Source organism: Acinetobacter qingfengensis (assembly GCF_008693185.1).
In the GTDB taxonomy this organism is placed as follows: domain Bacteria; phylum Pseudomonadota; class Gammaproteobacteria; order Pseudomonadales; family Moraxellaceae; genus Acinetobacter; species Acinetobacter qingfengensis.
The window spans coordinates 139,922-153,177 of sequence record NZ_VXKN01000003.1; the positions used below are offsets into that span (position 1 = coordinate 139,922).

The following is a 13,256-nucleotide window of genomic DNA, read 5'->3' on the forward strand; positions in this document are numbered from 1 at the left end:
AAATATTTAGAATGAATATTTTGCCATTAAACCAACACGATTATCATCATATTTTTTGCCATCAAACGTTTTACGCTGACCATCAACATATTCAATACCCAAGTCAATTGGTTTAGCTGGTGTATAAACCAAGTTAATCCATGCATGTCGAACTTCTTTATTGGCATTACCATATCCAGCAATTTCATATGTACGTAATTGGTTAGCATATGCATTACTATCATCAGCATACATACCACCATACGCTAAAGTTGTACGCAAATTTGGTAAAATTTTATAAGTTAGACCTGCCTGAAAAGTATCAAACTCATTTTGTTCTGCTTGACCATTAACAATCGTTGCAGCGGTATTACTTGCATAAAGATATTTATTATCACCCTTAACATGTGAATAATCACCAAAGACTTTTAACTCTGGGCTAATTTGATAATCTGCACCAATTGCTAAGCCCCAACCGGTTTTATCTGAACCATTACTCCCTGTACCAGCAGCTAAATCATATTGCTCAACCAGACCACGTACAGATGCTTGTCCTTTACCCTGTGCAAATCCTTGGGTCAGTTTTGCAGTCAACACTGGTAATTTATATTTTAAATCACGTGTTGCAACTGTAGAACCGTTAAGATAAGACTCTGAACTTTGCCCTTCTTCCAATGCTACAAATGCTTTCGTTGCTGGTGCCAAATTAAAACCATAACGTACTTGAGGAATACGTGAAGTACCGCCACCCACGTTAGTACCATAATCCAGCATCTCAGGGGCATGATTAGACAGGAAGTTAGAAGTTGTTTGACCAAACAACCAGTTGTTATACGTTAAATAAGCATGACGAATACGCAATGCTTCATTTGTTCCACCAAAGTCAACTTCGATTTTACCACCGACTTTATTACCATCTCCAACCGGCGTATTAAAATCCAGACCTAAACGTGTAGTTTGCGCAGTCGCACGTAGTTTGTCTTTGGCTGCGCCTGTACTTGAAGCAACACCGTTAAAGTCGGTATCAGAACCTTCAATAATATAGTTTGCATCACCACGTACAAAACCATACAACTTAACTTCAGCACCTTTTTGAGTGGTTACTTTGAGATCTTTTGGATCAAAGCGTACTGCTGGTGCAGTAGGTGGTGCTGGCGGTGGAGTTACACGCTGTACATTCTGCTGTTGCTGTACTAAAGCACGAAGCTCTGCAACTTCTGCGCGAAGTTGTTCAATTTCACTTTGTGACTGTTCAGGCCCTGCATGTACAAACTGAATTGCAGATGTTACCACTGCCACTGCAATTGCTTTCTTCACAAATCCCTTTTGATTTAAAGCTAATTTCATTGATCTCTCCTAAAAAATCCAATACGCCAGTTTGCCCCATTTATATTGGTTAATATCAACTGGCAATCTTTCCTCAAATAAACCTGAGCTTTTGATAAAATCCATCCACTCAAATTCTTTCAAAACTGTTTCTCTATTGTGAACATTTTGTTAAAAAAAATAACCCTAATTAGACAAAAGTCTAATACCTAAAATTATATTTAATATTCATATACTTATAATCATTTTTAAATTAACTTATACTTTAGATTAGAAAAATTACTTGGTTTTCTTAGATTTTATAAATATTTTTTAAACAAAATAATTCAAAGATAAAATATTAAGACGTATATCAAAAATATGCCTTTAGCTCTACAAAAATTGATAATCTTTGCAAGATTAAACTTAACGTGGCTGAGAAAGTTCCTGAATTTTCAAGCGTTAAATAATATTTAAATCGATGACAATACTTTCACAAAAATTTATTCCAAAAGATCCATCAGCACATCGACAAAATTTATTAAGCTTTATTTTAAATTCGTTAATGAATAAAACTCAAACAAACCAATGCAACTATAATAATTATCCGAATTTATGTACGATGTCGAAATCTCAAAACATATACACAACTCATACCGATCAACGCATAAACCAACATGGCAGATGCCATATCTTGTAATTGTGAACCATCAAATAAATGAAGAATAATCCCTGCCAATAGACCGAAAGCAAACTGAATACTTCCTATCAATGCACTCGCCATACCAGCACGTTGTTGCTGTTTTGATAAAGCCAATGCTGTCGCATTTGGCCCCGTCAGACCAATGGCTGCCACAACCAAAAATAACCCAAACATTACAATATGAAGATTTTCAAGTTTTAAAAATGCCACATAACTTAATAAAATCACTCCGACCAGTTGTATAGTTCCCCCTAATTGTAATAAAGGCAAAGGACCAACTTTCCGCACAACTTTACTATTGATAAATGAAAATAACATAAGACCCAAGGCATTCAATCCAAACACCAACGCAAATTGTTTTTGACTAAAACCAAAAGATTCCATAAATAAAGCAGAAGCCGAAGTAATATAACAAAACATCAAACCTGAAAAGAATGACATTGCCAACATTGGCGTACGAAAACTTGAATCCGTAAAAATACTGCCATACATGATGATAATTTGAGATAAATTTAAATGTAGGCGACGTTCTACAGGCAAAGTTTCTTTAAAGAAAAAATGTACACAAAATAAAGCAATAATACCGATCAGGCTAAGTAAAATAAAAATGCTTTGCCAGCTAAAAAATGAAATAAGAACTGATCCCACCATTGGTGCAATAATTGGCGCAATACCCAAAATCATGGCCATGTGTGCCAATGCCTGCGCAGAAGTATTCATATCAAAACAATCACGTATGGCAGCACGTGCCATCACAACACCAACACATCCCCCTAATGCCTGTAATACACGTGCCAGATAAAGCATCCATTCATTTGCTGTCATTGCACAGATCATTGAACCTAAAATATAAATAACCAAACCAATATACAAAGGTTTCTTACGTCCAATACGATCACTCAAACTGCCATAAATCAATTGTCCAATTGCCAATCCTAGAAAATAAGCTGGTACTGAACTGGAAATACTAGATGTGGTTGTATTAAATTGTGCTGCCATCTCTGGTAATGCTGGCAGATACATATCTATAGATAAAGGGCCAAGTGCTGTCAACAACCCAAGCAAGGTAATCCACTGCCATGAATATTGTGTAGAGGAAGACTGTGATTGTACTTTGGAGGTTGTCATAAATTTTCAAACTATCAGAGTGCAATAAGAGTATCAATTCATCTAGGATTTATAAAGAATTTATATAGAAAATTTGCCTTGACTCAAATAGGATTACACCACAAAAATGCCAAAGACCATTAAAAAATAAAATAAGCTATATGCATCAATTTTAATTTGGTCAACAACATATTTTCCATATAATATGACCCTAAAGTCGATAACTGAGATGTATTTGTGATTGATCTCACTACAATAAAACGCTTGGGCTATAATTCTACCGTAATGTATAATGTTAGAATGACAATAGCCTTTGTTGGCACAGCGCTTTTCCCCTATTGGCTTAATTATCAGATTCTATCTATTCCGTTGACACTTGGTGTTGTTGCTGCTGCACTCAGCGATATCGATGACCGATTTTCCGTTCGCTTGCGTAATTTACTTTTTACCTATGTCGGTTTTTTTACCACTGCAGCTCTGGTTGAAGTACTTTTCCCTCATCCGATTCTTTTTGCTTTTGCGCTGATCTTAATGTGCTTTAGCTTAATTTTACTGGGATCACTTGGTAAACGTTATGCAACGATTAGTTATGGTTGTTTGGTCATTTCTGTCTACACCATGCTAGGAGTAGATTTATTTCCCAACTGGTATGAACAACCTGCTTTGTTGGTAGCAGGGGCAGCATGGTATGGCATATTATCCACCATCAGTTTTTTATTGTTTCCTGTACGAGTTGTTCAGGATCAACTGGATCAATGTTATCGGCAGCTTGGTAACTTCTTATTTGTAAAATCAAATTTATTTGATGTAGATATGACATCTGAAAGTTATCAGCAATCCATGATCGACTTATCGTTAGCCAGTGGGAAAGTGATCAGTATTTTTAATGAAACACGCGTTGCGCTACTGACACGTCTTAAAGGTGACCGTGGACAAAAAGATACTCGGCGCAGCCTACAATATTACTTTATTGCACAAGATATCCATGAGCGCACTGACTCGGCACACATTGATTATTTACAATTAGCAAAGGTTTTTCAGCATCGAGATATTTTATTTCGCTTTCAACGAATATTGAGTCTACAGGCCAAAGCTTGTCAGGATTTGGCCTACGCAATTTCCAACAGACAACCCTACCACCACAATTCCCGCTTTAAATATGCTTTTAAAAATTTAAACAACTCCCTTGAACAACTGACCAAGGAACAACATTATGATATGGTCTGGATTAAATCCTTATATTCTCTACAAAAGAATTTAAAAGAAATTGATGCACAGTTACTCAATCTTGAGTCTGAACGTGCTTTTATGAAGAATAAGACTTTACAAAAAGATGATGCACTCAAAGATGATGACTTAACTGGCTGGAAAGACATTAAACAACGTATATTGAGTAATTTTAGCCCTGAATCAGGATTGTTTCGTCATGCCACACGCCTTTCAATTCTCTTGCTGATTTCTCACGTCGTGGTACAACTGATGGATCTAGAATACGGTTACTGGATTTTATTAACGGTTTTATTTGTCTGCCAACCAAATTTTAATGCAACACGACGCCGTTTAAAACTCAGGATTATTGGCACGCTGGCTGGTGTATTACTGGGAACATTTTTTCTGCATTTTATTCCGTCCAATGAAGGTTTATTGATTATTTCTATTATCAGTGGCGTGTTATTTTTGCAATTACGGTCGCAACAATATGCGCAAGCAACAATGTTTATCACACTATTGGCACTCATTAATTTCCATTTTGCCGATCCACAATTAAATGCTGCCTTACCAAGAGCAATTTACACGATTATTGGCTGTTGTCTAGCATGGTTTGGTGTCATGTTTATATGGCCGGACTGGAAATTTCGTCGCTTACCCAATGTATTACAACGCACCTTAACTAATCAGTGTGCATATCTTGCTGAAATTGTAAAACAATATCATAACGGTCGAAATAATGGACTGGATTATCGTCTGGTTCGCCGTCAGGCACATGTGATGGATGCTGAGCTAGCCTCATTGATTTCCACGTTAGCCACTGAACCTGAATTTGATGCATTAAGAAAACAACAAGCTTTTAAATTTTTATGTCTAAATCACACAATGTTAAGCTATATTGCTGCTTTAGGAGCCCACCGACAACAACTGGATGAACAAGAGATTCTCGATGTTCTGGATCAGGCATTTTCAGATATTCAAGGTGCATTATTATTTGATGAAAGACCTGAGCTTAAAGCACAAGCAGCCATTGAAACACTCAGACAACATATTCAAAAAGACCATCTTTTAATCAGTGAACCTGCCACACTAGTCTTGCAACAAATTGTCTTAATGCTCAATATTTTACCTGAACTTAGCCAGCTTAAACAAAATTTGAACGATACAGATGACCCTCATGCAACCGCACTTGCATCTTTATAGTATTAAAGATTCCCTTTTGCGCAGGGTTTAATGATAAAATACTGTAATGATTTTGTTCACTTGTAAACACTTATGACATCGACCAACTACGCTTATACTTTACAGCCAGTCCCTTACGCAGTTTCTGAAGAAGAACAACGTGCCGCACAACTTATGATGTGGCGTAGCAGCAATAAAATCAGTACCCGTACGTGGTTAATTATAGGCGTGCTATCACTTCTTGCCATTTTAGGATTAATCTTTATTCAGAACTACTCCACTATTTTTTGCTGGGTAATTTTAATCTGTTTAATTATCTTTATTGCTGTACGTATTTATGGTCTGGAATGGTATGCCAAACGCAAGATGCGGGAATTTCCTGTACAGGAAATTAAAGGTATTAGATTAGGCGTACAACCTCATGGCATGATCATGCAACAACAAATGGGCATGCAACAAGGCATGGCAAATATTGGCTGGAAAGATGTTTCTGAATGGTATGATCATCCAGACTTTATCCTAATGACATTTACGGCAAAAGGCCAACAGGGTTCTTTCTTTTTACCAAAACGGATGGACAATAAAAACTTTCCTTTTTCCACCATTCGTAAACATTTAAAAGATTCTGTCGGTGAGCCGAAAAAAATCTAAAGAGTCAAATTTCAAATGGATTAAGGGATCCGCTAGTTAGCATGGATCCCTTTTATAATTCAATAATTTAGCCAAAATAAACTTTTAACAATAATAATGATAATTAATATTATTCGTAAAAATATTTAATTTAATCATTATTCACGTATAATTCAGCGCAACTTTTCATACTTTCATTTCTTACGCATGATCAAGAAAATTTTTTTCCAGATCCACTGGTTTTTAGGGATCACTGCTGGATTAATTCTCTCACTAATGGGAATTACCGGAGCAATTTACTCATACGACCAGCAAATCCTCAAATGGATTAATCAGGATAGTTATGTTGTTACTGCACAAGCTCAGCCAAAATTAACGCCTGCACAACTTTATCAACATTTTATTCAACAAGATAACAATCTTAAGATTAATAGCATTACTGTTACACCAACACCAACAGAGTCGTCATCTATTAATATCGCAAAAGAAGGTGAACGCCGTGGCAAAAATATCATGGTCAACCCTTATAATGCAGAAATCCTGCCAGAGATCAAAGGTCGTGATTTTTTCATGTTCATCATGCAATTACACCGTAATCTAACCGTAGGTCAAGTAGGTAAGCAAATTACAGGTGCGTGTACCTTAATGCTGATATTTTTTGTCCTTAGTGGTATTTATTTACGCTGGCCAAAAAAACATACCTTAAAGCAATGGTTATTTGTCAAACCCAAACTTAAAGGACGTAACTTTATTTGGGATTTACATGCTGTAGTAGGAACATGGGTCATTGTTTTTTATCTGATTTTTGCCGTGACAGGTTTATATTGGTCATACGAATGGTGGCGTAATGGAATGTTTAAAGTATTAGGCGTAGAACGTCCTCAGCCAATGCAAATGCAACCGGGGAATAATCGCACTCCAGCAAATGTACCGAATCCGAATATAGCTCGTGGCGAACGCCCAAGAATACAAGCAAATACAGATCATTCTTCACCAGCTGCAATAACAGGAAATCAACGTACATCAAACTCCATGCAATCACAGCAGAATCGTGGCAATTCACAACAACAAGATAAACAACAATTAAGCTCTGTAGAAATGATTAATGCGCTTGATTTAACCTGGGCTGGCTTTAATCAGAAAATTCAACGTGAGTATTCATCGGTAACATTAAATTTACCCAAAAATAATCAGGGTAAAATAGAACTTAGCTTCTTCGATTTAGAACAACAACATGATCGGGCGCGTAATAGTGCAATATATAATTATCAGGATGGTAAACTGGAAAAAGTTATTTTATACGCAGATAAAAAACTGAATGAAAAAATCATGAGTAGTATGTTACCTGTGCATCGTGGGAATTTCTTTGGTCCCGTTTATCATTTCATTGCCGCATTAGCATCTTTAGCCATGCCTTTATTCTTTATCACTGGCTGGATGTTATATTTAAAACGCCGCAGACAGAAAAAACTTACCCTTGCAGCCCGTGCTATAACAAGCACTGCCCTGCCATTTGACACTAATACAGAAAAATGGGCCATTATCTACGCCACTCAAACTGGAATGGCAGAGCAAGTCGCTTATAACACCTCGACCAGTCTACAACAAGCAGGTATTGCTACAGAAGTTATTGCACTCAAAGATGTGAATGTTGAAAAAATACAGCAGTTACAACAAATATTATTTGTGGTGAGTACCTACGGAACAGGAGAAGCACCAGATCTCGCAACAGGATTTGTAAAAAAATACATGCATCAACAAGTAGATTTTTCTCAGGTAAAATGTGCAGTTTTAGCCATGGGCTCACAGGAATATGCAGAAACTTACTGCCTATTTGGACATCAATTGTATCACTGGTTAAAACAAAATCAGGCACAACCAATTTTTGATGTCATTGAAGTAGATAACGGTAGTAGTACAGATCTTGAAAACTGGTTTACGCAATTAGCCAGAATTACACAACAAGATGTACACGCCGTGATTAATGAGAAAGTCTTTGATGACTGGCTGCTCATTTCCCGTAGTCTACTCAACGCAAATAGTGTTGGTGAACCTGCTTATGAAGTTTGTCTAAAACCACTCAATCAACAAATATGGCAGGCGGGAGATATTGCCGAAATACAACCAGGGAATAGTCTGGAGCGTATTGAACAGTTTATACAAACGCACCAACTGAACACAACTGAACAATTGATGAATGCATTGCGTTATAAAGATTTAAGCCAAAACCTTCAAGTCGATTGCACACAATCCGATTGGATCACACAACTTGATCAATTGCCTTCTCGTGAGTATTCAATCGCCAGTCTTCCTGAACAGGGACAGTTACAACTTGTTGTACGTCAAAAACAATACTCACAAGATCTAGGACTAGGCTCAGGCTGGCTAACTGCTCATGCTGAACTACAACAAAATATTCCTGTACGTATTCGCACAAACAGTAGTTTTCATCTAATTACTGATAATCGACCAGCTATATTTATGGGTAATGGTACAGGAATCGCCGGTTTATTAAGCTTACTGAAACAACGTGAACAGTTGGGTTTCCATCAAAACTGGCTGATTTTTGGTGAACGCCATCAGGCTGTAGATTATTTTTATCATGATCAAATTGAGCTATGGCTACAACAAGGTCATTTGCAACATGTAGATCTTGCATTTTCTAGAGATCAGGAACAACGAATTTATGTACAACATAAAATTCGTGAGCAGGAACAACGTTTAAAAGTTTGGTTAGATGAAGGTGCTGTAATTTATATTTGTGGCAGCATCGAAGGAATGGCAACTGGAGTGGATGAAGCTCTAAATGAACTTCTCGGGGAAGCACAGGTTGATGAACTACGTCAAAATGATCGCTATCGCCGTGATGTGTATTAATATATCCTACTGATCTTTTAAATCCCCAACTCCAGATCAAGTTGGGGATTTTTAATCTAAAATGTGTTATTAAAAATAAACCAAAGCTAAAAATACAACCTGATAAACGTATTGATTACGCTTCTATTTTTTCTTCAACAAAAGTAGAAAAACATCAAGTATCGATCAACAAAAACCTAAAATATAAAACTTAACGAATATTAGCAATGTTTGATTAACATAGAATTGTAGGATATAGGTAAATTTGAAAATAATAAAATAAATATTATGGTGGGCGCTGACGGGATCGAACCGCCGACATTCTGCTTGTAAGGCAGACGCTCTACCAACTGAGCTAAGCGCCCTTATGTAAAATTAGTTAGATAACCAATTTTAATAAGATTTCTTGTAAATGGCGCAGCGGACGGGACTCGAACCCGCGACCCTCGGCGTGACAGGCCGATATTCTAACCAACTGAACTACCGCTGCACTTGCAAGAAAATTTAAGTCAACACAAAATTTTTAGATTACATATTCTTAAATGGCGCAGCGGACGGGACTCGAACCCGCGACCCTCGGCGTGACAGGCCGATATTCTAACCAACTGAACTACCGCTGCACTTAACAATCTGTATAAAAACTATGGTGGGCGCTGACGGGATCGAACCGCCGACATTCTGCTTGTAAGGCAGACGCTCTACCAACTGAGCTAAGCGCCCATAGTGTTTAACTTGTGAGGTGCATTATAGAGATTCTTATTGCCGTGTCAAACGCTTTTGCCGTTTTTTTTAATTTTCACATTCATTTGTATAAAAAATAAATAAATTATTTGTAGTAACACTTAAATCGTTGATTATTTATGCAAATCTAATCCTTTTCCATATCAATTTTTTCCACAAAATCAGATTCTGGACGATACCAAAGCCAGATTGCAACCACAAACATAATGCTATTTGTCATTAATTTCACCCAAAAAGGTGCTGTGGTAAATAACATGATAATTGCACTGATCAGCATCATGATTGAAGCGATCCATTTTGCTTTGCGTGGTACACTGCCATTCTCTCGCCACTGACGCAATGTTGGTCCATATTTAGGATGATTCAGTAACCATGCATCCATACTTGGCCATCCTTTTGATGCTGCCCATGCTGCCAGAATCAGAAAAACTGTGGTTGGCATACCTGGTAAAATTGCACCAATCATGGCAAGAATAAGAAAAAAAATCACCAAAATGCGCCAGAAAAAAATCCGCATAATGTGTACTCAAAAAAACTATGTTGCTAGTATAATTATTTTCATCCATGATGTACCGTGATTTTTCTTATCCTATATATTAACGAAATCAATGAAAGGTATTCATGTCTTTTTATGAGCCTTGGCTGGAATTCAAGCATCCAATTGTTCGTCAATTGGCTTTTGCAATTGCCAGCCCTGATTTAATTACACAATTTCCTAAAAGTATGCATTTGAATCAAGATATTCAAATGCATTCATCAACATTTTGGCAAAATTGCTTTAAACATTACCACGCCCGTCTACATTTTTTGGATCAATATCCGCAACAATTACTGGATTTTTTATCTCAAATTAAGAGTACTCGTTTAGGTTTAAGATTTGAAGGCTTACTTTGGTTTTGGTTACAAGATTCCTGTAATGGTTACTATGATTTACTTGGTCACAGCATCCAATACCATCAGGGTTCCATAACATTAGGGGAAATTGATTTTTTATTACGCAATCGACAAACGGGGGAAATTGAACACTGGGAAGTTTGTTTAAAGTACTATCTGGCAGAACCTAATTTGAGTATTCATGGCTGGATCGGTTTAAATCCTGAAGATACCTTTTTACAAAAATTACAACATCTGGTTCAACAACAATTTAAATTCCAACGAGCTTTAAATCACCCTATCGAAAAACGCTGGATAGTTATTAAAGGACAATTATTTTTACCTTGGAACCATCAAAAAATTCCGTCATGGATTAATATTGAGAGGAGATTAGGCACTTGGCAAAATCGTATTCCTGAACATCTGTCTGGTTTACGCCGTTTAAGTCGGCAAGAATGGTTATGTCCAGTATATGAGCAACATTATTCAAACCAACAAAAAATATATTGGTGGACTGATGGACTATATTACCAATTTGATCACAATTATTTCTTAATGTTAAAATTAGATCTCAATTTCAGAACTATTTTTACAAAATAACTATTTTTTATACAAATTATTACACCAATTAACAAGGCAAATACTGTTCTTTTGATCAAAAAGCAGCAATCTTAAAAACGTCCAATGACTTACAAACAAGACGATTCTAAAAACCCGAGGAGTAATAACATGAAAATTCTAGCAACTTTAGCCATCGCTTCAGCAGTATTACTAACAGGCTGTAATACATTTAAAGGGATTGGTCAGGATGTGTCCAAAGCTGGTGATAAAGTATCTCAAACTGCTGAGAAAACACAGGACAAACTGTAATCTGACCAGTGTAATTAAAGAAGGCTAATCATGGTCTTCTTTAATTTTTTATAGATTTAAAATAATTTTTATAATAACTGTAGCGAATACGCTAAGATATTAGCTGTCTTTTCTAATTTATAAAACTTCATTACTTTATGCCACACTCTGATACGCTTGAACTTAGCCTAGAATTATTGAAACAACCCTCTGTTACTCCTAGCGATTTCGATTGTCAAACCATTATGGCAAATCGCCTGAAAAATATTGGTTTTAATGTTGAATCTATGCGCTTTGCTGATGTAGATAACTTATGGGCACGCCGTGGAAAAGAATCTCCAGTTTTTTGCTTTGCAGGTCATACCGATGTTGTACCAACTGGCGCATCAGATGCTTGGCATTCTGCACCATTTGACCCTCAAATTCGCGAAGGTAAGTTATACGGTCGTGGCAGTGCAGATATGAAAACAGCTTTGGCCGCAATGGTGGTTGCAACCGAACGCTTTGTTGAAAAATACCCTAATCACCGTGGTTCTATTGCCTATCTAATTACATCCGATGAGGAAGGACCTGCAATTAATGGAACAGTCAAAGTAATTGAAACACTGGAAGCTCGTCAGGAAAAAATTGACTGGTGTTTGGTCGGAGAGCCTTCCAGCACCAATAAACTTGGCGATATTATTAAAAATGGCCGCCGAGGTTCTTTAAATGGCATATTAACTGTTCAAGGAAAACAGGGGCATGTTGCCTATCCACATCTTGCCAAAAATCCAATTCACCTTGCCTCTACAGCAATTGATGATTTATGTAAGGAAGTTTGGGATCACGGCAATGAATATTTTCCGGCAACCAGTTTCCAAATTTCAAATATTCAGGCTGGAACTGGAGCAACCAATGTCATTCCCGATATCTTGACTGTAACTTTTAATTTTCGTTTTTCTACAGAAGTAACTGTTGAGCAACTTAAATCACGTGTAAAAGCTATTCTGGATCAATATGATTTGAACTACAATATTACATGGAATCTATCCGGTTTACCATTCTTAACACCTGTAGGAGATTTAGTTGAAGCTGCACAACAAGCAATTGTGCAAGTTACAGGAAGTGAAACGACGCTTTCTACGAGTGGCGGTACCTCAGATGGACGTTTTATTGCACCAACAGGAGCTCAGGTTATTGAGCTTGGTGTATTAAATGCAACAATTCATCAAATTAATGAACACGTAAATGTAGATGATCTAGAACCTCTAGCCAAGATCTATGAACAAACTTTAGTTAATCTACTGGCTTAAATTAATTTTAGTTATAAAAAATGCTTATTGTATATAGCAATAAGCATTTATCCTAAAACTGAGCTGATTATTTTTTAGTAAATAATTGCTTTTGTATATTAGCCAAATTTGGAATTTGATACACATGACCATCTACTTCAACATATTGATAAACTGTATCTGAGACTGGTCTATTAATATCACTCACCTGCGAAATTCGTAATCGCAGAGATTCAGGCATATGGTCACACAATAAAGCAAAACGTGTATTTTCTTCCTCGCCCTCTATGACTAACGCAGTCACATCATCGGCTTCTGGTGTACACAAATTGTAAGTCGGTAATTGCTTTTCATGCCATTCCACATAATGACTATTTGCGCCAACTTTCATGGCAGATAGTACCATGTTCTGCGGCAATAAAATATTTGCATCATCATGGACAGGAATATCGTATGCATCAATAAAACCCGTTGATGTTGCAATCAAACTTTGTAAATTTTCTTGCGATAAATGTGCAACAGTATGGTGAATTAAATTATTCTGCATGACA

Annotated in this window: 10 protein-coding genes and 4 tRNA genes; 6 read left to right on the forward strand and 8 right to left on the reverse strand. The window is 36.7% G+C overall.

Features of this window, described 5'->3' with window-relative positions; all coding sequences use genetic code 11:
- Nucleotides 1–6 precede the first annotated feature (6 nt).
- The gene (locus F4V57_RS05560) at nucleotides 7–1,326 is read right to left on the reverse strand and encodes a DcaP family trimeric outer membrane transporter (RefSeq protein ID WP_070070079.1); all 1,320 of its coding nucleotides are present in this window, start codon (nucleotides 1,324–1,326) and stop codon (nucleotides 7–9) included.
- A gap of 571 nt (nucleotides 1,327–1,897) precedes the next feature.
- A complete protein-coding gene (locus tag F4V57_RS05565; RefSeq protein WP_070069167.1) occupies nucleotides 1,898–3,115 on the reverse strand; it encodes a multidrug effflux MFS transporter in 1,218 nt (405 codons plus the stop codon).
- Nucleotides 3,116–3,331: 216 nt separating this feature from the next.
- Here F4V57_RS05565 and yccS point away from each other — a divergent pair, with 216 nt between their 5' ends.
- The 3 genes from yccS (at nucleotide 3,332) to F4V57_RS05580 (ending at nucleotide 8,992) form a co-directional block, all read left to right on the forward strand.
- Nucleotides 3,332–5,506: a YccS family putative transporter gene (yccS, locus tag F4V57_RS05570; protein WP_227515662.1), complete on the forward strand. Its 2,175-nt coding sequence runs from the start codon at nucleotides 3,332–3,334 to the stop codon at nucleotides 5,504–5,506.
- Nucleotides 5,507–5,578: 72 nt separating this feature from the next.
- Nucleotides 5,579–6,136: an SdpI family protein gene (locus tag F4V57_RS05575; protein WP_070069169.1), complete on the forward strand. Its 558-nt coding sequence runs from the start codon at nucleotides 5,579–5,581 to the stop codon at nucleotides 6,134–6,136.
- 186 nt (nucleotides 6,137–6,322) lie between these two features.
- Complete coding sequence (locus F4V57_RS05580; RefSeq protein WP_070069170.1) at nucleotides 6,323–8,992, forward strand: PepSY domain-containing protein; 2,670 nt, start codon at nucleotides 6,323–6,325, stop codon at nucleotides 8,990–8,992.
- 268 nt (nucleotides 8,993–9,260) lie between these two features.
- Here the strand turns inward: F4V57_RS05580 and F4V57_RS05585 are convergent.
- The 5 genes from F4V57_RS05585 to F4V57_RS05605 form a co-directional block, all read right to left on the reverse strand.
- Nucleotides 9,261–9,336: transfer RNA gene (locus F4V57_RS05585), tRNA-Val, on the reverse strand.
- 48 nt (nucleotides 9,337–9,384) lie between these two features.
- Nucleotides 9,385–9,461: transfer RNA gene (locus F4V57_RS05590), tRNA-Asp, on the reverse strand.
- A gap of 53 nt (nucleotides 9,462–9,514) precedes the next feature.
- Nucleotides 9,515–9,591, reverse strand: a tRNA-Asp gene (locus F4V57_RS05595).
- Nucleotides 9,592–9,615: 24 nt separating this feature from the next.
- A tRNA-Val gene (locus tag F4V57_RS05600) sits at nucleotides 9,616–9,691 on the reverse strand.
- Nucleotides 9,692–9,839: 148 nt separating this feature from the next.
- A complete protein-coding gene (locus F4V57_RS05605) occupies nucleotides 9,840–10,229 on the reverse strand; it encodes a YbaN family protein (protein WP_070069171.1) in 390 nt (129 codons plus the stop codon).
- Nucleotides 10,230–10,333: 104 nt separating this feature from the next.
- On the opposite strand from F4V57_RS05605, the gene F4V57_RS05610 reads away from it, so the two are divergent.
- The 3 genes from F4V57_RS05610 (at nucleotide 10,334) to dapE (ending at nucleotide 12,726) form a co-directional block, all read left to right on the forward strand.
- Nucleotides 10,334–11,185, forward strand: a complete 852-nt coding sequence (locus tag F4V57_RS05610; RefSeq protein WP_070069172.1) for a DUF1853 family protein — start codon at nucleotides 10,334–10,336, stop codon at nucleotides 11,183–11,185.
- 129 nt (nucleotides 11,186–11,314) lie between these two features.
- Complete coding sequence (locus F4V57_RS05615; protein ID WP_070069173.1) at nucleotides 11,315–11,455, forward strand: entericidin A/B family lipoprotein; 141 nt, start codon at nucleotides 11,315–11,317, stop codon at nucleotides 11,453–11,455.
- A gap of 137 nt (nucleotides 11,456–11,592) precedes the next feature.
- The gene (dapE, locus tag F4V57_RS05620; RefSeq protein ID WP_070069174.1) at nucleotides 11,593–12,726 is read left to right on the forward strand and encodes a succinyl-diaminopimelate desuccinylase; all 1,134 of its coding nucleotides are present in this window, start codon (nucleotides 11,593–11,595) and stop codon (nucleotides 12,724–12,726) included.
- A 67-nt stretch (nucleotides 12,727–12,793) separates the two neighbouring features.
- On the opposite strand, the gene F4V57_RS05625 is transcribed toward dapE, so the two are convergent.
- Nucleotides 12,794–13,252: a hypothetical protein gene (locus tag F4V57_RS05625; RefSeq protein ID WP_070069175.1), complete on the reverse strand. Its 459-nt coding sequence runs from the start codon at nucleotides 13,250–13,252 to the stop codon at nucleotides 12,794–12,796.
- Nucleotides 13,253–13,256: the final 4 nt, after the last annotated feature.